At 70.2% G+C, this 22,830-nt stretch carries 18 protein-coding genes and 5 pseudogenes; 15 read left to right on the forward strand and 8 right to left on the reverse strand.

Translation table 11 applies throughout. The features are described from left to right. Positions 1 to 33 precede the first annotated feature (33 nt). Positions 34 to 537, forward strand: a complete 504-nt coding sequence (locus tag ACHMXE_RS25535; RefSeq protein WP_203201283.1) for a LapA family protein — start codon at positions 34 to 36, stop codon at positions 535 to 537. Positions 538 to 549: 12 nt separating this feature from the next. Here the strand turns inward: ACHMXE_RS25535 and ACHMXE_RS25540 are convergent. Further along, positions 550 to 856, reverse strand: a pseudogene (locus ACHMXE_RS25540) (c-type cytochrome). Between the two features lie 124 nt (positions 857 to 980). Between ACHMXE_RS25540 and ACHMXE_RS25545 the strand changes: the two are divergent. The 3 genes from ACHMXE_RS25545 to ACHMXE_RS25555 all read left to right on the forward strand — a co-directional run bounded on the left by ACHMXE_RS25545 (position 981) and on the right by ACHMXE_RS25555 (position 3,578). Then, positions 981 to 1,235, forward strand: a complete 255-nt coding sequence (locus ACHMXE_RS25545) for a TIGR04438 family Trp-rich protein (protein WP_203201281.1) — start codon at positions 981 to 983, stop codon at positions 1,233 to 1,235. A 16-nt stretch (positions 1,236 to 1,251) separates the two neighbouring features. Then, on the forward strand, positions 1,252 to 1,791 hold the full coding sequence (locus ACHMXE_RS25550) for a DUF3592 domain-containing protein (RefSeq protein WP_395352121.1): 540 nt from the start codon (positions 1,252 to 1,254) through the stop codon (positions 1,789 to 1,791). A 92-nt stretch (positions 1,792 to 1,883) separates the two neighbouring features. Continuing rightward, positions 1,884 to 3,578, forward strand: a complete 1,695-nt coding sequence (locus tag ACHMXE_RS25555; protein ID WP_395352123.1) for an SMI1/KNR4 family protein — start codon at positions 1,884 to 1,886, stop codon at positions 3,576 to 3,578. Between the two features lie 10 nt (positions 3,579 to 3,588). Here ACHMXE_RS25555 and ilvD read toward each other — a convergent pair. Then, a pseudogene (gene ilvD / locus ACHMXE_RS25560) lies at positions 3,589 to 5,284 on the reverse strand (dihydroxy-acid dehydratase). A 110-nt stretch (positions 5,285 to 5,394) separates the two neighbouring features. Here ilvD and ACHMXE_RS25565 point away from each other — a divergent pair. Then, positions 5,395 to 6,351, forward strand: a complete 957-nt coding sequence (locus ACHMXE_RS25565) for a LysR family transcriptional regulator (RefSeq protein WP_395352125.1) — start codon at positions 5,395 to 5,397, stop codon at positions 6,349 to 6,351. Here ACHMXE_RS25565 and ACHMXE_RS25570 read toward each other — a convergent pair. After that, a complete protein-coding gene (locus ACHMXE_RS25570) occupies positions 6,299 to 7,270 on the reverse strand; it encodes a LysR family transcriptional regulator (RefSeq protein WP_395352127.1) in 972 nt (323 codons plus the stop codon). The two genes, ACHMXE_RS25565 and ACHMXE_RS25570, sit on opposite strands and share 53 nt — an antisense overlap. Before the next feature lie 142 nt (positions 7,271 to 7,412). Between ACHMXE_RS25570 and ACHMXE_RS25575 the strand changes: the two genes are divergently transcribed. From ACHMXE_RS25575 to ACHMXE_RS25610, 8 genes and pseudogenes are all read left to right on the forward strand, one after another. Beyond that, a complete protein-coding gene (locus ACHMXE_RS25575; RefSeq protein WP_395352128.1) occupies positions 7,413 to 8,186 on the forward strand; it encodes an SDR family oxidoreductase in 774 nt (257 codons plus the stop codon). 20 nt (positions 8,187 to 8,206) lie between these two features. After that, positions 8,207 to 8,476: a hypothetical protein gene (locus ACHMXE_RS25580; protein WP_395352130.1), complete on the forward strand. Its 270-nt coding sequence runs from the start codon at positions 8,207 to 8,209 to the stop codon at positions 8,474 to 8,476. An 87-nt stretch (positions 8,477 to 8,563) separates the two neighbouring features. Next, positions 8,564 to 9,418: a prolipoprotein diacylglyceryl transferase gene (gene lgt, locus ACHMXE_RS25585; RefSeq protein WP_203201273.1), complete on the forward strand. Its 855-nt coding sequence runs from the start codon at positions 8,564 to 8,566 to the stop codon at positions 9,416 to 9,418. 204 nt (positions 9,419 to 9,622) lie between these two features. Continuing rightward, on the forward strand, positions 9,623 to 10,294 hold the full coding sequence (locus ACHMXE_RS25590) for a GntR family transcriptional regulator (protein WP_093342380.1): 672 nt from the start codon (positions 9,623 to 9,625) through the stop codon (positions 10,292 to 10,294). 55 nt (positions 10,295 to 10,349) lie between these two features. Continuing rightward, positions 10,350 to 11,822 carry a malonyl-CoA decarboxylase gene (locus ACHMXE_RS25595; RefSeq protein ID WP_203201272.1) on the forward strand — a complete coding sequence of 491 codons (1,473 nt, stop codon included), beginning with the start codon at positions 10,350 to 10,352 and terminating at the stop codon, positions 11,820 to 11,822. Positions 11,823 to 11,897: 75 nt separating this feature from the next. Further along, positions 11,898 to 12,886, forward strand: a pseudogene (locus tag ACHMXE_RS25600) (Bug family tripartite tricarboxylate transporter substrate binding protein). Beyond that, positions 12,883 to 13,686, forward strand: coding sequence for an enoyl-CoA hydratase/isomerase family protein (locus tag ACHMXE_RS25605; RefSeq protein ID WP_395352132.1), 804 nt, complete (start codon positions 12,883 to 12,885; stop codon positions 13,684 to 13,686). The pseudogene ACHMXE_RS25600 and the gene ACHMXE_RS25605 overlap by 4 nt, the downstream one beginning before the upstream one ends. A 38-nt stretch (positions 13,687 to 13,724) precedes the next feature. Then, on the forward strand, positions 13,725 to 15,260 hold the full coding sequence (locus ACHMXE_RS25610; RefSeq protein ID WP_395352134.1) for a malonyl-CoA synthase: 1,536 nt from the start codon (positions 13,725 to 13,727) through the stop codon (positions 15,258 to 15,260). 6 nt (positions 15,261 to 15,266) lie between these two features. Here the strand turns inward: ACHMXE_RS25610 and ACHMXE_RS25615 are convergent, their stop codons facing one another. The 3 genes and pseudogenes from ACHMXE_RS25615 to ACHMXE_RS25625 form a co-directional block, all read right to left on the reverse strand. Further along, entirely contained in the window at positions 15,267 to 16,706 is a 1,440-nt protein-coding gene (locus ACHMXE_RS25615; protein ID WP_395352136.1) for a serine hydrolase, read from the reverse strand. Positions 16,707 to 16,762: 56 nt separating this feature from the next. After that, positions 16,763 to 17,819 (reverse strand): annotated as a pseudogene (locus ACHMXE_RS25620) (phenylacetaldoxime dehydratase family protein). A 22-nt stretch (positions 17,820 to 17,841) separates the two neighbouring features. Then, positions 17,842 to 18,846, reverse strand: coding sequence for a carbon-nitrogen hydrolase family protein (locus tag ACHMXE_RS25625; RefSeq protein WP_203201266.1), 1,005 nt, complete (start codon positions 18,844 to 18,846; stop codon positions 17,842 to 17,844). A 179-nt stretch (positions 18,847 to 19,025) separates the two neighbouring features. Here ACHMXE_RS25625 and ACHMXE_RS25630 point away from each other — a divergent pair, with 179 nt between their 5' ends. Continuing rightward, positions 19,026 to 19,988, forward strand: a complete 963-nt coding sequence (locus tag ACHMXE_RS25630; protein WP_203201265.1) for a helix-turn-helix domain-containing protein — start codon at positions 19,026 to 19,028, stop codon at positions 19,986 to 19,988. Between the two features lie 25 nt (positions 19,989 to 20,013). On the opposite strand, the gene ACHMXE_RS25635 is transcribed toward ACHMXE_RS25630, so the two are convergent. Further along, the gene (locus tag ACHMXE_RS25635) at positions 20,014 to 20,841 is read right to left on the reverse strand and encodes an alpha/beta fold hydrolase (protein ID WP_395352139.1); all 828 of its coding nucleotides are present in this window, start codon (positions 20,839 to 20,841) and stop codon (positions 20,014 to 20,016) included. Positions 20,842 to 20,951: 110 nt separating this feature from the next. On the opposite strand from ACHMXE_RS25635, the gene ACHMXE_RS25640 reads away from it, so the two are divergent. Continuing rightward, positions 20,952 to 21,875, forward strand: a complete 924-nt coding sequence (locus ACHMXE_RS25640; protein WP_395352141.1) for a LysR substrate-binding domain-containing protein — start codon at positions 20,952 to 20,954, stop codon at positions 21,873 to 21,875. A 128-nt stretch (positions 21,876 to 22,003) separates the two neighbouring features. On the opposite strand, the pseudogene ACHMXE_RS25645 reads toward ACHMXE_RS25640, so the two are convergent. Beyond that, positions 22,004 to 22,762: pseudogene (locus ACHMXE_RS25645) on the reverse strand (Bug family tripartite tricarboxylate transporter substrate binding protein); the annotation flags it as partial. Between the last annotated feature and the right edge of the window lie 68 nt (positions 22,763 to 22,830).

The raw sequence follows: 22,830 nt of genomic DNA on the forward strand, positions 1-22,830 counted from the left end.
CCAACGTGTTCGATCTTTCCGAAGGAGGCCCCCATGGGCGTGAGATCCGCTTTCCTGTTCGTCATCGTGCTGCTGATCGCGGCGCTGGCCGCGCTCAACTGGGGCACGCTGGCCACGCCCACCGACGTGTGGCTGGGCTTCATGACCGTCTCGGCGCCGCTGGGCCTGATCATGCTGGGGCTCACCGTGGTGCTGGCGGCCTTCTTCCTGGTCTACGTGCTGTACCTGCACAGCTCGGTGCTGATCGAGACCAAGCGCCACACCAAGGAGATGCAGGTGCAGCGCGACCTGGCCGACAAGGCCGAGGCCTCGCGCTTCACCGAACTGCGCAACTTCCTGCAGACGCAGGAGAACCAGCACATGGCGCAGAACGCCGAGCGTCAGACGGCGCTGCTGGCGCGCATCGACCAGCTCGAGGCCGCGGTGCGGCTGCGTTCGGAGCAGTCCGACAACACGCTGGCCGCGCACATCGGCCAGCTCGAGGACCGGATCGAGCGCCGGCCTTCGCTGCCCGTGGACATCGAGCCACGGATCTGAGGACGCGTCGTCCTACTTCGTCGACAGGATCCAGGCGGCGAGCTTCTTCGCGTCGGCTTCGCTGACCTGGTTGTTGGCCGGCATCGGCACCGGGCCCCAGACGCCCGAACCGCCCTTGATGATCTTGCCGGCCAGCATGTCTACCGCGCCCGCGTTGTCCTTGTACTTGGCCGCCACGTCCTCTGAACGAGGGGCCGAGCACCTTGCGCTCGACCGCATGGCAGCTCATGCAGTTCTTCGAGGTGGCCAGCGCCAGGTCGGCGAAGGCGGGGGCTGCCAGGCCGAGGGCCAGGGACGCGAACAGCAGGGCTCTTTTCATGGGGGTCGGATTCTCTGTTTATGTAAGGGCTGAGTTACATTCGATGGCTCAACGCGACGATTGTAGGGAGCGCCGGGCACCGGCGTGCGACCGCATCGCGCGACACGACCCGGAGGGATTCGCGATGTGGTTTCTGGTGTTGGGCATCCTGGGCGTGGCCCTCAAGTACTTCGAAGTCGGTCCGGTCGCCACCTGGAGCTGGTGGATCGTGCTGATTCCCTTCGCGCTCGCCATGGCCTGGTGGGCCTGGGCCGATGCCTCGGGCTACACCAAGCGCAAGGTGGTCGAGCGCGAGGATGCCCGCCGCCAGGCGCGCATCGACCGGCAGAAGACCAACATGGGCATGAAGACCGGCACCGGGCAGCGCCCGCGCCGCTGAGCGCGCACCGCACGGCATGGGCGACGAGGCGGTCGAGCACGCACTGAGCGTCTTCAAGTACGGGTTGATGGCGGGGCTGCTCGTGGGCGCGGCCCTGGTGGTCTGGCGCCGCCGGCTGCTGCTGGGCATCGGGCTCGGCGCGCTGGCGATCGCTGCCGCGGGGCTCTATGGCGCGGGCTCGATCGCGGTGCAGCGCGTGATCGCGATCGCGGACACCGTCGGCACGCAGGGCACGCTGATCGAACACATCGCGGAGCGCGGCACCGACAGCAAGGGCCGCACCACGGTGTCGCGCGTGCCGTTGGTCGAGTACACGGCGGCCGACGGCCGGAAGCTGCGCGTCAAGGGGCTTGGCGGCAGCGCTCCCGGCAAGCGCCCGGGCGATGCCGTCGCGGTGCGCTACAGCCCCGACGATCCGGCGCGGGCGCGCGTGGACGACTTCCAGAACATGTGGGGCATCGTCATCGCCTTCTGCGTCTTCTCGCTGCTGCCGTTGCTGGTCGGCCTGTTCTTCACGCGCATGGCGCTGCGCTTTCGCGGCCTGCCGGGCGCCTGAGCCTTTGGCCGACAGGCCGCGGCCGCCGCGCATGTGAGACTCGCCGCAGCGCGCCGTCGCATCGCGGCGCTCCACCGAGGGGAGGATCGAGAATGACCACACGCATGCCATCGCGGGGGCTCGCGCCCGTTGTTCGGATCGCCATGGGCTTGCTGATCGTGCTGGCCATGGGCGCGGCCGGCTGGCTGCATCGCTCGCCATGGATCGTGCTGCTGGCGACGCCGCTGTTCACCGGTCTCTACGCACTCGGCAAATGGAATGCCTGGGCGCTGGCCTGGCGGCTCGGCGGCGCGAAGCGGATCGCGCTGTCGGCGCTGGTGACGCTGCCTATCCAGGCGGTGCTCGCGGGCGTGTTCTACCTGCTCGGACTGGGGCTGAGCATGCTGCTGGCGCCCACCGCGGCTATCGCCGCGTTCTCGACTTCCGATGTTCAATGGGCCGCGGCGCTGTTCGTCGTGGCGGTCGCCGTGAGCGCGGCGATCATCCGGCTCGAATCGAAGGCCTCGCCCGCGGCACCCGAGCCGATGGTCGGCACGTCATCGCCCGCGCCGGAAGCCGAGCCCGAACTCGACATCGACCCGACGCCGCTGAATCACCACACCTTCTTCGAGTCCCCGGGCTACTGGCGCCAGAACGCCGCGCGCGAAGCGCTCGCGCAGCGCGGCACGCCGGTCGAGAAGCCGCCGTTCGCGGCCAGCGAGGCCATGATCGCGGCCACCGAAGCGCGGCTCGGTTTTCGCCTGCCCGACACGCTGCGCCAGCTCTATGGCCGGATGAACGGCGGCTACGTCGGTTGGCTCTACGTGCCGTTGAAGCGCGATGCCGGCCCGTTCCACGACGACTGGCGCGGCGCTTTTTCCATCGACTATTCGAGCCTCGCGGCCGTGGAGAAGCTGCGCACCGTGGCCGAGCACTACGAGGACTTCACGCACGAGCCCGAGGACGTGCCGGCCGGCGCCGACCAGCTGGTGGTGCTGCAGGCCCGCTATGGCGACATGACCCTGCTCGACTACACGCGCGGGCCGCAGGCGCGGGTGCTGATCGTGGACTTCGACCGCCAGAGCGGCGTGGAGCCGGTCGACATCGCCTTCGAGAACTTCGACGATTTTTTCGCGGCGCTGCGGCGCGTGCGCCCGGAGCGCGGCGTGGCGCGAACGGTCGCGCGCGACCTGGGCCCGCCGCTCGGCGAGGCACCGGCGGAATGGCGCGCGCCGATGTTCTGGGGCGAGGCGCAGCCTCATTTCTTCTACCTCAATGCGGTGCAGCGCAAGGACGGCTCCGAGCCGCAACTGATGGCCGACGAGGCGCTGGTCGCGCAGACCGAGGCCCGGCTGGGCCTGCGGCTGCCGGGCGCACTCGTGGCGCTGTGGCGCGTGAAGAACGGCGGCGGCGTGTCGTGCCGCTGGGTCGACATCGCCGACGGCGAAGCCCGGCCCTACAGCGAGGCGTTGCGCCACCTGATGCCGATGGAATACCTCGTGACGCTGGCCGAGCTGTCGGACCGCATCGTGTTCCCGCCGGGCGAAACGCCGTGGAAGCAGCGCTTCGATGCGCCGCAGCTACTCGTGGTGCTCGAGGCCGATCACGGCCGGGTGGTCATGCTCGACTACCGCGACAGCGGCGCACAGGCCCCGGCCGTGCTCGTCGTGGACGACCTGGACCGCGGCCCGCCGCGCGAGTTGCTGCGCTTCGAGAGCGTCGACGACCTGCTGGCGCGCCTGCGCCCGAAGTCCATCGGCTACGAGGACGTCGCGACACCGTGGCAGCCGCCGGCCGCCACGGCCTGAGCGCCGGGCTTCAGAACTTGTCGAGCACCGCGCCCGAGCTCGCGCTCGAGGCGTTGAACGCGAACTTGGCCTGCACGCCGCGCGTGTAGCGCGGGGCCGGGGCCTTCCAGCCTTCGCGGCGCTTGGCGATCTCGGCCTCGGGCACGTTGAGCTCGAGCTTGAGCGCATGCGCGTCGATGGTGATCGAGTCGCCCTCGTTCACGAAGGCGATGGTGCCGCCGGCCGCCGCTTCGGGCGCCACGTGGCCCACCACCATGCCCCAGGTGCCGCCCGAGAAGCGGCCGTCGGTGATCAGGCCCACGCTCTCGCCGAGGCCCGCGCCGATCAGCGCGCCGGTGGGCGCGAGCATCTCGGGCATGCCGGGGGCCGCCCTTGGGGCCGAGGTAGCGCAGCACCATCACGTCGCCGGCCACGATCTTGCCGTCGAGGATGGCCTTGAGCGCCGACTGCTCGTCGTCGAACACGCGCGCCGGGCCGGTGATGACCGGGTTCTTGAGGCCGGTGATCTTGGCGACCGCGCCTTCGGGCGACAGGTTGCCCTTGAGGATCGCCAGGTGGCCTTCGTCGTACATCGGCTTGTCGATCGGGCGGATCACGTCCTGGTCGGCGCGCGGCACGTCGGGCACGTCCTTGAGCACTTCGGCGATGGTCTGGCCGCTGATGGTGATGCAGTCGCCATGCAGCAGGCCGGCGTTGAGCAGCACCTTCATGACCTGCGGAATGCCGCCGGCCTGATGCAGGTCGACCGCGAGGTACTTGCCCGAGGGCTTCAGATCGCAGATCACCGGCACCTTCTTGCGCATGCGCTCGAAGTCGTCGATCGACCATTCCACGCCGGCCGTGTGCGCGATCGCGAGGAAGTGCAGCACCGCGTTGGTGGAGCCGCCCGTGGCCATGATCACGGCCACCGCGTTCTCGATCGCCTTCTTGGTCACGATGTCGCGCGGCTTCAGGTCCTTCTTGATCGCCTCGATCAGCACCTTGGCCGATTCCTTGGCCGAGTTGGCCTTCTCGTCGTGCGGGTTCGCCATGGTCGACGAATAGGGCAGCGAGATGCCGAGCGCCTCGAACGCGCTCGACATGGTGTTGGCCGTGTACATGCCGCCGCAGGAGCCGGTGCCGGGGATGGCGCGCTTCTCGATCTCGTGCAGGTCCTCGTCGCTCATGTTGCCGGCGGCGTTCTGGCCCACGGCCTCGAACACGCTGACGATGTTCAGGTCCTGGCCCTTGTAGCGGCCCGGCAGGATGGTACCGCCGTAGACGTAGATGGCGGGCACGTTGGCGCGCAGCATGCCCATCAGGCCGCCGGGCATGTTCTTGTCGCAGCCGCCGACCACCAGCACGCCGTCCATCCACTGGCCGCCGACGCAGGTCTCGATGCAGTCGGAGATCACCTCGCGGCTCACCAGCGAGTACTTCATGCCTTCGGTGCCCATGGCCATGCCGTCGGAGATGGTCGGGGTGCCGAACACCTGCGCGTTGCCGCCGGCTTCCTCGATGCCCGCGATGGCCGCGTCGGCCAGCTTCTGCAGGCCCGAGTTGCAGGGCGTGATGGTGCTGTGGCCGTTGGCGACGCCGACCATCGGCTTCTTGAAGTCGCCTTCCTCGTAGCCCATCGCGTAGAACATCGAGCGGTTGGGCGCGCGGCTCTTGCCTTCGACGATGTTGGCGCTGCGGCGATTGATCTGGATTGGCTTGGTGTCCATGGTGGGTGTCTCTTCGATCGTGGGGAGGGAAAACCGGGGAGCGCCAAGTATCGGACTTCTGATTGATTGCTTCCAATCCATTTTGAGAGGCCGATTGATATGCTTGGCGAATGAATGAAAGCCTGATCGACCTGCGGGCCTGGCGCCAGTTCGTGGCCGTCGCCGAGGAGCTGCATTTCGGCCGCGCCGCGCAGCGCCTGCACATGACCCAGCCGCCGGTCACGCAGGCCATCGCCCAGCTCGAGAAGACCCTGGGCGTGGTGCTGTTCGATCGCACGCGGCGCCGGGTCGCGCTCACGCCGGCCGGCGAGGCGCTGCTGCCCGACGTGCGCGAGCTGTTGGCGCGCGCCCAGGCGCTGCCGGCGCGCGCCCGCGCGGCCGCGGCCGGGCAGGTGGGCCGGGTGCGCATCGCCTTCGTCTCGACCGTCGGCTTCGAGCAGCTGCCCGACTGGGTGCGCGAGTTCCGCGTGCTGTGTCCCGAGGTCGCGCTCGAGCTGGTCGAGGCCACGGGCGACGTGCAGCTCGAGGCCTTCGCGCGCGGCGAGATCGATGCCGGCCTGATGCTGCATTCGCCCGGTGCCGCGCCGCCGGGGCTGGCGCGGCTCGCGGTGTCGCAGGAGCCGCTGGTGCTGGCGCTGCCGCAGCGGCATGCGCTCGCGAGCGCCGGGCAACTGCCGCTGGCCGAGGTGCTGGCCGAGCCGCTGGTGATCTTTCCGCGCCGCATCGTGCCTTCGCTGCACGACGCGGTCTTCGCGCTCTACCACGCGGCCGGGCGCGTGCCGCTGCTGGCGCAGGAGGCGATCCAGATGCAGACCATCGTCAACCTGGTCTCGGGCGGCATCGGCGTGGCCTGGGTGCCCGAGAGCGTCACGCAGTTCCGCCGCGCGGGCGTGGTCTACCGGGGCGCCGACGAGTTTGCGCCCGCGGGCCGGCGCCGTGCCGCGCCGGCGCTGCCGCGCTGCGAGACCAGCCTGGTGTGGCCGGCCGAGGCCGCCAACCCCGCGCTCGAGCGCTTCATCGCGTTCGTGCGGGAGCGCCAGCCGGCGGCCGCGCGCGGCGCGACGTAGCGGCGGAGGAGGGCGGCGGCCCGTCGAGGGCCGGGGCCAGCAGCGTCTCGAGCCAGCCCGCGAAGGCCTGCACACGCCGCGACAGGTTGCGCCGGTGCGGATACACCAGGTGCACCGGCAGCGGCTCGGCGCGCGCATCGGGCATGAGCTCGACCAGCTCGCCGGCCGCCAGATGCGTTCGCACGTCGTACAGCGGGATCTGGATCAGCCCCAGGCCCGCGAGCGCGCAGGCGATGTAGGTCTCGGCGTTGTTGGCCGTCACCTGGCTGCGCATGCGCAGCGAGGCGGTCTCGCCGTCGCGCCGCCATTCCCAGGGCGCCGCGCGGCCGCTGGTCGGCGAGGCGTAGTTCACCGCCAGGTGCTGCGGCAGCTCGGCCGGCGTGCGCGGCGTGCCGTGCCGCGCGAGGTAGGCCGGGCTCGCGCAGTTGACCAGCGTGAAGTGCCCGAGCGGCCGCGCCACCAGGCTGCTGCTCGCCAGCGGCCCCACGCGCAGCGCGCAGTCCACGCCCTCGTGCACCAGGTCGACCGCGCGGTCGCTCGAGCCGAGTTCGAGCTCGAGCGCCGGATGGCGCGCGAAGAAATCCGGCAGCGCGGGCGCGATCAGCAGCCGCGCGATGCGGCTGGGCACGTCGACCTTGAGGCGCCCGCCCACGCTGCCGTGCGAAGGCAGGAACTGCTGCTCGAGGTCGTCCATGTCGGCCACCAGCGCGCGGGCGCGCTCGAGCAGCACCTCGCCGTCGGGCGTGAGGCCCACGCGCCGCGTGGTGCGGTGCAGCAGCCGCGAGCCCAGCCGCGCCTCGAGCTGCTGCACCGCGGTCGAGATGGTGGCACGCGGCAGGCCGAGCCGGTCGGCGGCGCGCGTGAAGCTGCCGGATTCGGCCACGCGCAGGAAGACCTGGAGGAGGTCGATGCGGTCCATGGAAGGGCACCGGCGGCGGTCCGGCGATTGTTCGTGGATTTCCGAACAGTCTAGCCTCGAATTGCCCATTTATCGGCCGTCTGGCGATCAATACACTGCGCCTCGTGTCACACATCAATGGCTTTCAACCCAGGAGATTTCCATGTCCGCACGCACATTGAAGAACAAGGTCGCCGTCATCGCCGGCGGCGGCAAGAACCTCGGCGCGCTCGTCGCGCAGCAACTGGTCGACGGAGGCGTGCGCGGCGTCGCCATCCACTACAACAGCGACAGCTCGCGCGCCGATGCCGAGAAGACCGCAGCCGCCCTCGAGGCCAAGGGCGCCGCCACCCTGCTGGTGCAGGGCGACCTCGCGGTGGTCGAGAACAACGTCGAGCTGTTCGACCAGGCCGTCAAGCAGTTCGGCCAGGTCGACATAGCGATCAACACCGCGGGCGTGGTCATCAAGAAGCCGATCCTCGAGGTCACCGAAGCCGACTACGACAAGAGCTTCGACGCCAATGCCAAGGCCGCCTTCTTCTTCATCCAGCAGGCCGGCCGCACGCTGGCCGAGGGCGGCAGCATCGTCACGATCGTGAGCTCGCTGCTCGCGGCCTACACGCCGTACTACGCGATCTACCCGGGCTCGAAGGCCGCGGTGGAGCACTACACGCGCGCCGCCTCCAAGGAGTTCGGCGAGCGCGGCATCTCGGTCAACGCGATCGGCCCGGGCCCGATGGACACGCCGTTCTTCTACGGCCAGGAGAGCAAGGAGGCGGTGGATTACCACAGCAGCGCCGCCGCGCTCAGCAAGTTCTCGACGAAGGGCCTGACCGACATCGAGGACATCGCGCCGATCGTGCGCTTCCTGGTCACCGAGGGCTGGTGGATCACCGGCCAGACCATCTTCGCCAACGGCGGCTACACCACGCGCTGACGCATCGCACCAGGCAAGCGATGCATACGCTCATCGTGATGGGCAGCGGCATCGTGCTGCTGGCCCTGTTCCTGCTGGCCGGCCGCGTGCTCGGCGGCAGCGGCGACGCGGCCCTGAGCACGGCCGCGATGTGGTTCGTGCCGGCCTGGTTCGTCGGCGCCGGCATCAACATGGCGGTGGGGGTGATCGAGGCCGGCTACAGCGTGGCCGAGGAGCTGCCGATCTTCCTGCTGGTGTTCGCCGTGCCGGCCGCGGTGGCCGGCCTGGTGTGGTGGAAATTCGGGCGCTGAGCGCCTGAGGGGGGCGGGGCGCCGGGCCGCGTGCCGGGAAGCCCCCACGCCCCCGGCCGCGTCATGCGGCGCGGGCACAATCCGCGGATGCTCATGTATCCGCAGATCAATCCCATCGCCCTGCAGCTCGGGCCGATCGCCATCCACTGGTACGGCCTGACCTACCTGGCGGCCTTCGCGCTGTTCTACTTCCTCGGCACGCTGCGGCTGAAGCACGAGCCCTACCGCAGCCTCGTGGGCGCCGGGGCCTGGCAGCGCAAGGACATCGAGGACATCCTGTTCCTCGGCGTGGTCGGCGTCATCGTCGGCGGCCGGCTCGGCTACTGCCTGTTCTACCGGCCCGAGTTCTACCTGTTCAATCCGCTCGAGATCTTCAAGGTCTGGGAGGGCGGCATGAGCTTCCATGGCGGCATGCTCGGCGTGATCGCGGCCATGGTCTGGTTCGCGCGTTCGCGTGCGCGGCCGTTCTGGCAGGTGATGGACTTCGTCGCGCCCTGCGTGCCCACCGGCCTCGCGGCGGGGCGCGTGGGCAACTTCATCAACGGCGAACTCTGGGGCCGCTTCAGCAGCCCCGACCTGCCCTGGGGCATGGTGTTCCCGCAGAGCGGCTCGATGCTGCCGCGCCATCCGTCGCAGGTCTATCAGTTCCTGCTCGAGGGACTCTTGCTGTTCGTGCTGCTGTGGCTCTACGCGCGCAAGCCGCGCAAGCAGGCCCAGGTGTCGGCCGCGTTCCTGGTCGGCTACGGCATCTTCCGTTTCATCGCCGAATTCTTCCGCGAGCCCGACAAGATCTTTGCCCACCCGGGCAACGAACTGGGCCTGCGCGCGCTCGACCTGAGCCAGGGCCAGTGGCTCTGCGTGCCGATGATCCTGGGCGGCATCGCGCTGTGGGTCTGGGCCTCGCGCCGCGAGCAGGCCGTGCCGGTCGCCAGCAAGGCCTGACGCCGCACCGGGAGCCGGGGAGGGCGGGGCAGCGCCCCGTCCCGCGCTTCCTTCATCTGCCGCGTGCCGCACCGCCGGCCACGCAAGCTATCGTCTGACCAGGGTAAGTCCGGAGCCCCGCGTTTCACGCGCGGCCCTTGCGCTGCTTCGCGTCCGGGCTCAGAATTACGCGTAATTACAGGAAATTACGCGATCGAACCCGCCATGCGCCTGGTCCACAACTCCCTGCACGACGAAGTCGCCACCACGCTGCGCGAGCAGATCTTCGACGGCACCCTGGCGCCCGGCAGCTTCGTCGACGAGGTCGCGCTGTGCGAGCGGCTGTCGATCTCGCGCACGCCGCTGCGCGAGGCGCTCAAGGTGCTCACGGCCGAGGGCCTGCTGCGCCACGAGCCGCGCCGCGGCTGCTTCGTGCGCGAGGTGACCGAGCGCGACCTCGACGAGATCTTCCCGGTCATCGCGCTGCTCGAGGGCCGCTGTGCCTTCGAGGCGGCGCGCAACGCCAGCGATGCCGAGCTGCACGAGCTCGACGCCCTGCACGAGCGGCTGGTGCGCCACGCCAAGGCCAAGCGCATCAACGACTACTACGCCACCAACCACCTGATCCACGAGGCCATCATCCAGCTGGCCGACAACAAGTGGCTGGCCCAGGTGATCGGCGACCTGCGCAAGATCCTCAAGCTCGCGCGCCAGCAGCAGCTGCATGCGCCGGGGCGGCTCGAGCAGAGCCTGTCGGAGCATCTCGCGGTGTTCGCGGCGCTCAAGGCGCGCGACAGCGAAGGCGCCGATGCCGCGATGCGCACCCACATGACGCGCCAGCGCGAGGCGCTGCGCGAGGTGATGCGCAACCAGCAGAAATCGCGGGTCATGCCATGAGGCGCGCCGCCACCTCTTTCTCGTCTTTTTCTTTCTGCATGGGAGTGCATCCACGATGAGTGCGACCGAATGGTTCCAGGCGCGATTGCGCACGGGCGACAAGAACGAACGCAAGGTGCCGGTAGCTTCCGACGCCCCCGCGAAGGCCGCCGCCAAGTCGGCCCCCAAGCCCAGCGCCCGCACCACCGCCGAGCGGCTCGAGGCCACCCTGCGCAAGGCTGACGAGGCGCTGTCGCCGCGCGCGCTGCGCCGCGTGCTGGCCGCCATGCAGTCGGTGATCGACCCGCGCGTGAGCGAGGTCGAGGGCGGCCGCCGCGCCCATGCCATCGCGGTGGAATACGCGGCCGCCACGCCCGAGGAGCGGCGCGATTTCTGGGCCCTGATGAGCGAGCATTTCGCCGCCGACGCGCAAAAGCTCAAGACCGCGCGCGACCAGCACCAGGCCGCCGTCGGCACGCCCGACGAGGGCCAGGCCGAGCTGAAGCTGCGCCGCGCGCTGGTGTCGCCGCGCATGCGCCTCTTGCAGCGCTTCGCGGTCGAGCCCGCGGGCATGCGCTTCCTGGTCGACCTGCGCGCAGAGCTGCTGCCCGGCCTCAAGGGCGACCGCCGCCTGCTCGCGCTCGACGCCGAGCTCGAGCAGCTGTTCTCGACCTGGTTCGACGTCGCCTTCCTCGAGCTGCGCCGCATCGACTGGAACTCGCCGGCCTCGCTGATCGAGAAGCTGATCCGCTACGAGGCGGTGCACGACATCAAGAGCTGGAACGACGTGAAGAACCGGCTCGACGACAGCGACCGCCGCTGCTACGGCTTCTTCCATCCGCGGCTGCCGAACGAGCCACTGATCTTCGTCGAGGTGGCGCTGGTCGACCGCGTGAGCGACGGCATCACGCCGCTGCTCGACGAGACGGCCGTGCCGGTGCCGCCGGCGCGCGCCACCACCGCGATCTTCTATTCGATCAGCAACACGCAGAACGGCCTGCGTGGCGTGAGCTTCGGCGACTCGCTGATCAAGCGCGTGGTCGAGACCCTGCAGGACGAGCTGCCGCGGCTCAAGACCTTCGCCACGCTGTCGCCGATCCCGGGCTTTCGCACCTGGCTCGCGAAGAACGCGCCCGACATGGTCGCGCGCCTCGACGAGAAGCGCGCCGCCGAGATCGGCCGGCTCGTGGGTTCGCTGCCGCCCACGGCCGACCGGCTGCTGGCCGCGGTCGATGCCGCCGCGAGCCTGGACGCTAAGTCGCCGCTGCGCCAGTGGCTGCTGCAGTGCGCCGCCGAATACCTGGGCCGCTCGCTGGTCGACGGCACGCCGGCCGATCCGGTCGCGCGCTTCCACCTGGGCAACGGCGCGCGCGTCGAGCGCCTCAACTGGGCCGGCGATCCGTCGCCCAAGGGACAGAAGCAGTCCTATGGCCTCATGGTGAACTACCTATACGATCTCAAGCGTCTCGACCGGCACCGCGACTGGCTCGCGCAAGGCAAGGTGGCCGTGTCGGGGGACGTCGACAGTCTGTTTTTCAAGAAGGCCTGACCGGGCCCCAAGTCCGGCGCACACAGCGCCGGCCGTCGCATCCGCGGCGATCCACAACGACAGGAGATGAGACAGATGAACCAGAGTTTTCAGCGGCGCGACGTGTTGCGCCTGGCGGCTGCGGGCGCGGCGGTTCTGTGCGGCGGCGCCGCGACCGCGCAGAGCAACTGGCCGACCAAGCCGGTCAACATGATCGTGCCGTTCCCGGCCGGCGGCGGCACCGACGCCTTCGCGCGTCCGCTGTCGGGCCAGTTCGCCAAGCTCACGAGCCAGACCCTGGTGATCGACAACCGCGGCGGCGCGGGCGGCACGCTGGGCGCGAGCATCGCCTCCAAGGCGCCGGCCGACGGCTACACGCTGTTCATGGGCGCGGTGCACCATGCGATCGCGCCCTCGATCTATCCCAAGCTCGACTACGACATCGAGAAGGACTTCGTGCCGCTGATGCTGCTGGCCAACGTGCCGCAGGTGGTGGTGGTCAATCCGAAGCGCGTGCCCGCCACGACCATCCAGGAATTCATCGCGCTGGTGAAGCGCAGCCCCGGCAAGTTCAACTACGGTTCGGCCGGCGCGGGCACCTCGCACCACCTGGCGGGCGAGCTGTTCAAGATCCAGACCGGCACCTTCATCACCCACATCCCCTACCGCGGCGCGGGCCCGGCGCTGGCCGACCTGATCTCGGGCAACGTCGACCTGATGTTCGACGGCCTCGGCTCCTCGGCGCAGCACATCAAGAGCGGCCGCATCAAGGCGCTGATGGTCGCGGGCGCCAAGCGCAACCCGGCGTTTCCCGACGTCCCCTGCGCGGCCGAGGTGGGCCTGCCCGACTACACCGTGACCACCTGGTACGGCCTGTGGACGCCCAGAGCACGCCGGCCGACGTGCAGGCCAAGGTGGTCGAGGACATGAAGAAATCGCTCGCGAGCGACGAGCTCAAGGCCATCTGGGCGCAGAACGGCTCCGAGATCCCGAACCTGACCATGGCCGCGTACGGCGGCTTCGTCAATTCGGAGATCAAGCGCTGGGCCGCCGTGGTCAAGGCCTCGGGCGCCAAGCTCGAATGAGCGCGGGCAGCGTCGGCCTGCGCCGCGAGGGCGCGCTCGCGTTCCTCACGCTGTCGAACCCGGCACGCCTGAACGCGATGACGCGCGCGATGTGGCGCGAGCTGCGCGCGCTGGTGGCCGGCCTCGCCGCCGACCCGGCGCTGCGCTGCGTGATCGTGCGCGGGGAGGGCGGCGCCTTCTGCGCGGGCGGCGACATCTCCGAATACCCGTCGTTCCGCTTCGAGGCCGCGAGCCTGCGCGAATTCCACGAGAACGAGGTCTGGGCCGCGCTGCAGGCTCTGCTCGACTGTCCCGTGCCGCTGGTCGCGCAGATCGAGGGCGCCTGCATGGGCGCGGGCATCGAGATCGCGAGCTGCTGCGACATCCGCCTCGCGGGCGCCGCGTCGAAATTCGGCGCGCCGATTGCGAAGCTCGGTTTTCCGATGGCGCCGCGCGAGGCCGCGCTGGTGCAGGGCGCCATCGGCGACACGCTGGCGCGCGACATGCTGCTGGCCGCCGGCGTGCACGACGCCACGCGGCTCTACCACGCGGGCTTCCTGCTGTCGGTGCTGCCCGATGCCGAGGTGGCCGCCGCGGCCGAGGCGCACGCGGCGCGCATCGCGCGGCTCGCGCCGCAGACCGCGCGCATGCACAAGCGCACATTCGCCGTGCTGCACCATGCCGTGACCGGCGCCAACACCGCGCCGCCCGAGGTGGAGCCGGTCGCCGCGCTGGTCGCCACCGCCTACGACTACGCCGACTCGGCCGAGCACCGCGAAGGCATCGCCGCCTTCCTCGCCAAGCGCGCGCCCGATTTCTGACCCGCCTTTCGTTTTCCGCCTCCTGTGAAGTCCGACCGATGAAGAAGACCGCCAACGCCAACCTGTTCGCCGCCCTGCGCGCGGCCTTTCCCGCCGACCTCGATGCCATCGCGGTCGAGACCGACAACGGCCTCGCGTACTCGTGGCGCGACCTCGACCGCGCGAGCGCGATGATCGCCAACCTGCTCGACGCGCTGAAGCTCGAGAAGGGCGCGCGCATCGCGGTGCAGGTCGAGAAGTCGGTCGAGGCGATGCTGCTGTACCTCGCCACCTTGCGCGCGGGCTATGTGTTCCTGCCGCTCAACACCGCCTACCAGAGCGCCGAGATCGAGTACTTCATCGGCAATGCCGAGCCCGCCGTGGTGGTCTGCACCAGCCGCAACGCGGCCTGGGTGGCGCCGCTGGCCACGGCCGCCGGCACCCGCCACGTGTTCACGCTCGACGACGACCGCAGCGGCACCCTGCTCGAGGTCGCCGCCAGCTGCAGCGACGTGCACAAGCCGGCCGCGAAGTCGGCCGACGACCTGGCCGCGATCCTCTACACCAGCGGCACCACCGGCCGCAGCAAGGGCGCGATGCTCACGCACGGCAACCTGCTGTCGAATGCCGAGGTGCTCAAGGACTACTGGGGCTGGACCGAAGGCGACGTGCTGATCCATGCGCTGCCGATCTTCCACGTGCACGGCCTGTTCGTGGCGCTGCACGGCGCGCTGCTCAACGGCAGCAAGATCCTCTGGTTCTCCAAGTTCGATCCCAAGCGCATCGCCGCGAAGCTGCCCGAGGCCACCGTGTTCATGGGCGTGCCCACGCTCTACGTGCGCCTGCTGGCCGAGCCCGGCCTCACGCGCGAAGCGGTGCGCAACATGCGGCTGTTCGTCGCGGGTTCCGCGCCGCTGCTGATCGAGACCTTCGACGAGTGGCGCGAGCGCACCGGCCACACCATCCTCGAGCGCTACGGCATGAGCGAGACCATCATGCTGACCTCGAATCCCTACCGCCCCGAGCAGGGCGAGCGCCGCGGCGGCACCGTCGGCTTCGCGCTGCCGGGCGTGCAGCTGCGCGTGCGCGACGACCAGGGCCGCGACTGCACCACCGACGAGATCGGCGGCATCGAGGTCAGCGGCCCCAACGTGTTCGCGGGCTACTGGCGCATGCCCGAGAAGACGCAGGAGGAGTTCACGACCGACGGCTTCTTCAAGACCGGCGACGTGGGCAAGATCGACGGCCGCGGCTACATCACCATCGTCGGGCGCAGCAAGGACCTGATCATCAGCGGCGGCTACAACGTCTATCCGGCCGAGATCGAGGGCTACATCAACGAGATGGCCGGCGTGGCCGAGAGCGCGGTGGTCGGCGTGCCGCACCCCGACTTCGGCGAGGTCGGCGTGGCGATCGTCATCGCCAAACCCGGCGCCACGCTCGATGGCGACGCGATCGTGGCCGAGCTCAAGGCCAGGCTCGCGAACTTCAAGATCCCGAAGCGCTGCTTCATCGTGCCGGAGCTGCCGCGCAACACCATGGGCAAGGTGCAGAAGGCGCTGCTGCGCGGCGAGCACAAGGGCTTGTTCGCCTAGTTTCTTCTAGGCCTCGGGCGCGTCCTTCGCGCGCCTGAACACGATGTCCTCCACCATCGGCTCGAAGGGCACCGCGATGCGGTCGATGCGGCCCGCGCGGTCGTAGAGAAAGCTCAGCGCGAGGTTGTCGGGGTGGAACACCGTCGGCCGGTCCGGCGTGACGAACATGTCGTAGTGCCAGTGCGTGAGCGCGCCGGCGGCGCCGCGCCAGTGCCAGGCGAGGTGGTCGCCCTCGTGCGCGATCTCGATGCGGCCGTAGGCCGGATGTTCGTAGCGCCCCGCGTACTCCTCGAGCGCATGGCTGGGCTGCGTGCCGGGGCGGCGTCGGTCGGTGCGTGCCTTGTCGTCGACCCGCTGCTGCACCAGGTCGGCGCGGCGCTTCGCGAGCAGCCGCTGGAACCAGTCGACCGGCTCGCGGCCCGCGATGCGGTCGAGCGCCGCGAAGGTGAGGATCGAGGGCACGGCGCCCGGCGCGCGGTTGGTCAGCACCGCCACGCCCGCGCGGCGCGACGGCACCACGGTCATCAGCGTGGCCCAGCCGAACCACGAGCCCGAATGCGCGAGCGTGCGCTCGCCGCGATAGTTCTCGCAGAACAGGCCCAGGCCGTAGTGCGAATCGCCGATCTCGGCATGCTCGGAGCGCGACATCCAGGCGCGTGGCATGCCCATCTCGCGCACCGTCCTGGCCGACAGCAGCGGCGTGTCGCCCACGCGGCCTTCGTCGAGCAGGCAGCGCATCCACTTCGCGAGATCGGCGGCGCTCGCATTGAGCCCGCCGCCCGCGGCCGTCGGCACCGGCCACAGCTGCGCGGGGACGGGATCGTTCTCGACCATGGTGTGCGGGCGGGCCGCATCGGCGGCCGCCACCAGCGCGTCGATGCCGAAGCCGTAGTGAGTGAAGCCCAGCGGCTTCAGCAGCCGCTCGGTCACGAAGTCCTGCCAGCCCTTGCCGCTGATGCGTTCGATCACGATGCCCGCGACCATGTAGCCGAGGTTCGAGTACTGGAAGGCCTCGCGCAGTTCGCGGCTCGGCACCAGGTGGCGCAGCAGTGGCAGCATCTGCGCGCTCGTCAGGTCGGCCGGCATGTGCAGCCAGTCGTGGCGCGGCAGGCCGCTGAGGTGGCTCAGCAGGTCGCGCACCGTGAGCTGCGCGGTCGCCACCGCATCGTGCAGCCGGAACTCCGGGATGACTTCGCGCACCGGCCGGCTCCAGGCGAGCCGGCCCTCGTCGACCAGCAGGCCGAGTCCGGCCGCGGTGAACGACTTGGTGATCGAGCACAGCAGGAACTGCGTGTCGGCGGTCACGGGCTCGTTGCCGCGCAGGTCGCGCACGCCGTAGCCCTTCAGCAGCGAGACCTCGCCATCCTCGATCACCGCGAGCGCGAGCCCCGGGATCTTCCATTCCTTCATCGAGCTTTCGACGAGGCTTTCGAATTCGCGCCACATGATCGGGGTCCTTGGGTTCGGGGCGCGAATCCTACGGCATCCGTCATGCGGCGCTCTCAACCCATGCCGTTCATCAATCCCGTGCGTGCATGGCAGTTGATGTATTCGTAGCGCTGCTCGTCGGCCTTGAGCACCGACACCTCGTGGTACACGCGCAGCTGCAGCTGGAAGTTCAGCGCCTGCACGTAACGCATGAAGCTGCCGAAGATCGCCACGTGGGTCGGATGCGATTCGGCCCAGCGCTCCATGTCGGCCAGCGAGCGCCAGAAGCTCAGGCCGAAGGACTTCTGCAGCGGCGCGCCGCGCGCATCGAGATGCCGCATGTAGCGGTTGCTGTAGCAGCCGATCGCCAGGCCCTGGTCGCGCAGGAAGTCCATGCCCTCGCGCAGCACCGGCTCCATCTCCTCGAGATAGAGCGTGCGCTCCTGGCCGGTGGTGTCGGTCCATTCCTGGCCAGAGCGGATCATCGCGACGTGTTCATGGCCCGCGATGCGCACACGCCGGCCCGGCGCGGGCGCGTCGCCGATCGCCCGCGCGCGTGCCCGAGGGCGACATCGGATCGGTCTGCGACAGCGGGATGCGGTCGCGCATCGATCCCCAGTAGCCATGCTCCTGCAGCTCGCCGCTCACGCCGCCCATGGCCACGCCGATGCCCTCGAGACGGTCGGGCGTGTTGAACATGGTCTCGAAGTGCTGCACGCGCGGCGACACGATCTCGCGGAAGTAGCCCAGGCCCTCGTGCAGCCGCTCGTCCGACTGCCACCAGTCGTCGATCTCGGGCGTCGCGCTCCAGCGCGCGAAGGCCGCCGGATCGGTCCAGTAGGCGATCGCGATCATGTTGTCGTAGCCCTCGGCATCGACATAGTGCGTGAGGTCGTGGTGCAGCGGGCCGTCGGGCCGCGCGAAGTCGCGCGCGATGCGCATCAGCGCGGCGCAGGCGCGGCCCTGCTGCGCGGCGCCGAGCGACTGCACGCCGAAGTAGCCCATCACCACCTGCGTGACCGCGCGGTCGGCGCGCGCCGACCAGACGGGGTAGGGCGGTGTGTAGTCGTCCTCCACGCGGCGGGTGCGCGTGCGCGGGCACTTCAGGTGCTCGTCGATGGCGGATTCCATGGCGCGGCTCCTTCGTGCGCGCTCAGGCCTCGACCGGCTCGGCCGCGTTGCCTTCCGGCACGGGCGTGAGCTGCACCACCACGGGTTCGCGGCGCGTCTTGTTGAGCAGCAGCTGCGTGACGTCGGGGCGCGAGTAGTGGCCGCTCGGATCGGCCGCGGCCTTCGCGAGCGAGATCATCCCGAGGTCGATGTCGGCGATCACCAGGCCTTCCTCGGTCTCGGGCAGCGGCGTGCCCAGAGCCGAGCCGTCGGGCCCGTAGATGCGCGCATGGCCGCCGCCCACGCCCAGCATCTGCTGCTTGCCGGCGTCGGTGCACATCAGCTCGCTCATCGCCTTCGACACCGTGGCGCAGGGCGCGAGCACGAAGCAGCCGCCCTCGACCGCATAGACCTGGCTCGCGGCATTGTTGACCTCGGCGCCCAGCGCGTTGGCCGCGCCGCGGTAGAGCGAGAAGCTGGGCCAGGCCGCGCAGTGGATCTGCTCGTTCTGCGAGTACATCGCGTACTTGCTCAGCGGCTGCAGGTGTTCCCAGCAGCACAGCGAGCCGATGTTGCCGATGGCGGTGGGCACCACGTGCAGGTCGGCGCCGTCGCCTTCGCCGAACACGGTGCGCTCCACGTGCGTGGGCTTGAGCTTGCGGCGCGTCTGCGCCACCTGGCCCTGGTCGTCGATCAGCGCCTGCGCGATGTAGAGGCTGCCCGCGGCCTTCTCGCTGAAGCCGAACGAGAGCCAGATCGAATGCTGGCGCGCGGCCGCCTGCAGGCGCTCGAACTCGGCCGAGCCGATCACCAGCGAGTTGTCGTGGTAGCGCTGCACGAACTGCATGCCCCAGGCCGGCGAGTCGAGCCAGATCCACCACGGGTAGCCGGGGATCCAGGTCTCGGGAAAGGCGATCAGCTTCACGCCTTGCGCGGCGGCCTGCGCCATCAGGGCGATGGTCTTGTCGATGGTGCCGTCGAGGTCGAGGAACACGGGCGCGGCCTGCACGGCGGCGACGCGGAGCTTGGGGTGAACGGTGGTGGGCATGGCGGGGCCTTTCGGTGGAGAACGTGGATTCGCCGCCTTGCTCCGGCGCGGGTTTGCGCGGTGGCATGCGGGTTGCTTGAAGCGTAAATTCGCCGCCTGCGAACGCCTTGACCGCAACTTGCGGCATTCTTGTTCCTGCGTTGCATGCCCGCCGATTCCCGTTTTTCGAGATGCCACCGATGAACACGCTGCTCAGCACCGATGCCGTTGCGCGATCGCAGCGGCTGGCCTACTGGACCGACATGATCTGCAACGTCTATGTGCAGCTCGGTTGCGATCCCGTGCGGCCCGACGAGTCCGAGGACTTCGAGGGCAGCATCCGCCAGCACACGCTGCCCGGGCTCGACGTGTCGGTGGTGCGCTCGGGCCCGCAGAAGGTGCTGCGCACCTCGGGCCACATCGCGCGCTCGGGCGACGACTACTTCCTCGTGAGCATCCAGGCCCAGGGCCGCGGCGTGGTGCGCCAGGACGGGCGCGACGCGGTGCTCGAGGCCGGCGACTTCGCGCTCTACGACAGCACGCGGCCCTACCAGCTGCTGTTCGAAGACCGCTTCGAGCAGATCGTGCTCAAGCTGCCCGGCGACCGGCTGCGCAGCGAGCTGCGCGAGACGCAGGCGCTGACGGCCACCACCGTGTCGGGCCGCCAGGGCGCGGGCCACCTGCTGCTGGGCATGATCCGCACCCTGCGCGAGGACATCGAGACGCTGCAGCCGGCCTCGGCGCTGGCGGTGGCCAATGGCGTGCAGAACATCCTGGTGGCGGGGCTGCAGACCCTGCCTGCCGCCAGCGCGCCCTCGCTCAGCAGCCTCACGGCCTACCACCTCGCGCGCGTGAAGCGGCGTATCGAGGAACAGCTCGGCGATCCCGCGCTGTCGGTGGGCAGCCTCGCGGCCGAGCTCGGCGTGTCGGCCAGCCAGATCCACCGCGTCTTCAAGAGCGAGCCGCTGACGCCCGCGCAGTACATCTGGGAGCGCCGGCTCGAGGCCTGCAGCCGCGACCTGCTCGAGCCGCGCCTCGCGGGCCGGCCCGTGGCCGAGATCGCCTATGGCCGCGGCTTCAACGACGCGGCGCATTTCAGCCGCGCCTTCAAGGAGCGCTTCGGCTGCTCGCCGCGCGAGTGGCGGCAGCAGCGCGTGCAGTAGGCCTCGAGAAGAAGCCGACGCTGCTTCAGACCGTCCGGCGTGCGCGCTCGAGGTGGGCCCGCAGCGCGGCGTCGAAGCGCTCGGGCTGGTCGATGTTCGGCAGATGGCCCGCGTCGGGAACGATCTCCAGGTGCGCCCCGGGAATCTCGGCCCGCAGCTCGCGCATCGCATCGGGCAGCGCGGCATCGTTGGCACCGACGACCAGGGTCGTGGGCACGCGGATGGCGCGCGCGGCCGCGCGGTGGTCGAGTTGCTGGATCGCGCGCGCGCAGCCGACCATGCCCGCGCGCGAGGTGCCGGCCGCGGCCGCATGCAGCGCCTGCGCCTCGGCCGGATGGGCGGCGATGAAATCGCGGCCCAGCCAGCGCTCGATGGTCGGGCCCGCGAGCGCTTCGCAGCCCTGGGCCTCGACGAGCGCGATGCGTTCGTCCCAGGGCTGCGCGAAGGCCGCGGGCGCGTCGGCGCGGCAGTCGCACAGGCACAGGCTGGCCAGGCGCTCGGGATGCCGTTCGGCCAGCGCGAAGCCGCACATGCCGCCGAGCGAGAGCCCGACGTAGTGCGCGGCGCGGATGTCGAGCGCATCGAGGATCTCGACCACGTCGCGCGCCAGGTCGCCCATGCGCCAGGGCAGTGATGGCGGTGAGGGCGCCTCCGACCGGCCATGGCCGCGCGTGTCGGGCCGCAGCACGCGCCAGCCCTCGGCGGCCAGCCATTCGGCCTGGCGGCGCCACAGAACGGAGGATGAAAGGATCGCGTGCGCGAGCAGCACGACGGGGCCGTCCGTGGGGCCGTCGACGTGGACCGCGACGCGGCAGGCCGCGCTCGGCAGGAACAGATGCTGGGTGGTGGTCATGAGAGCGCCAGTCTCGGCCCGTTCCCCCGGCCCCGCCACCGAGTAAAACTGAAGCCCGTTGAGAAAAACGCAACCCGCTTGCACCCGTCGCGGCCTACAGTCGCCCCGCCATGTCCAGAAAACTTCCACCCCTGAACGCGATCCGTGCCTTCGAGGCCGCGGGCCGGCACGTGAGCTTCACGCGCGCCGCGGAAGAGCTGAGCGTGACCAACGGCGCCATCAGCCGCCAGGTCGCGCTGCTCGAGGAATGGCTGGGCGTGCCGCTGTTCCGCCGCACCTCCTCGCAGCTCGCGCTGACCGAGGCCGGGCGCCTCTACCTCGGCGAGCTGACGGCCACGCTCGACCGCGTGGCGGTGGCCTCGATGCAGCTGCGCGAGCAGGCGGTGCCGACCGCGCTGCGCATCAACGCGCCGCCGACCTTCACCATGCGCTGGCTGCTCTCGCGCCTGCCGGCCTTCCAGCGCAGGCGGCCCGAGGTCGACCTGCGGCTCACCACCCTGCTGGCGCCGGTCAACTTCGACGAGGGCCGCTACGACATCGCCATTGCGGGCGCGCTCGAGCCGCCGCCGCACTGCGTGTCGCGGCCCTTCATGAGCGAGCTGATCCTGCCGGTGTGCCATGTCGACCTGCTCGACGGCGGCCGGCTGCGCGCGCCGCGCGACCTGGCCGCGCACACGCTCGTGAGCTTCGCCACCGAGCCCTATGCCTGGGAGGACTGGCTCGCGGCCGCCGGCGTGGCCGGGCTCAAGCCCGGCGGCGCGATCCGCTTCGAGCAGATGTACTTCGCGCTGCAGGCCGCCATCGACGGGCTGGGCCTCGCGCTGGTGCCGCTGTTCCTCGCCTTCGACGACATCATCGCGGGCCGGCTGTGCGCGCCTTTCGGCGTGCTGGCCGCCAAGCAGCGGCGCTACTTCGCGAGCACGGCCCATGCCGACCCGGTGACCGAGAGCTTCTGCGAATGGCTGGTGCGCGAGGGCAGCGACACCGAGGCCTCGATGCAGCAATGGCTGCGCTCGCAGGCCCCGGCGTCCTGAGCGCGCCGCTCAGTCCATCTGCACGCCGCTGCGGCGCACCAGCTCGCCCCAGCTCTTGAACTCGCTGGCGACGTAGGCCGTGGCTTCCTCGGGCTGGCGCTGTAGCGCGGCAGCGCGCCGATGCTGCGCATGCGCCGCTCCACCTCGGGCTTGCGCATCGCCTTGGCGATCGCGTCGTGGGTCGAGGCCACCAGCGCCTTCGAGGTGCCGACCGGATAGAGCAGCATCAGCCAGGTCGAGGCGCGGAAGTCGGCGAAGCCCTGCTCGATCAGCGTGGGCACGGCCAGCGGCGCGTCGAGCCGGCTCGCGGTGGCCGCGCCGAGCGCGCGCAGCTTGCCGCCCTGCACGAAGGCCTGCACGCCGGCCGCGGTCTCGAGCGCCAGCGAGACATTGCCCGCGACCACGTCGGTCAGGCCCGGCGCGCTGCCCTTGTAGGGCACGTGCACGATGTCGATGCCCGCGCGCCGCTTGAGCTCCTCCATGGCGAGGTGCGACACCGTGCCGTTGCCCGACGAGGCGTTGGTGAGCTTGCCCGGGTGGGCCTTGGCATAGGCCACCAGCCCCCGCGCGTCGGTGAAGGGCAGCGAGGGATGGCACACCAGCACGAAGGGCAGGTCGCCGACCAGGCCCACCGCCTCGTAATCCTTGAGCGAGTCGTAGGGCACGCTGCGGTAGAGGTGCGGGTTGGTGGCCACGGCCGACATGTGCGTGAGCATCATCGTCGAGCCGTCGTTGGGCGACTTCGCGAGCTGGCCCATCGCGATGCCGCCGCCCTGGCCGGGCTTGTTGTCGACGGAGGGCCTGTTGACCCGATTCAAGGGGTCGCGTTGCCCCGCAAAGGGGCTGGATGCAAGGCGCCCGCGCGCAGCAAGGCTGATGCCTTGCAAGCGCGGGCAACGCCGCAGACGGCCCCTTTGCGGGGCAACCCGCAGGGAAGCTCGCCAGAGCCCGCCCC

It is taken from the genome of Variovorax sp. UC122_21 (genome assembly GCF_044056785.1).
In the GTDB taxonomy this organism is placed as follows: domain Bacteria; phylum Pseudomonadota; class Gammaproteobacteria; order Burkholderiales; family Burkholderiaceae_C; genus Variovorax.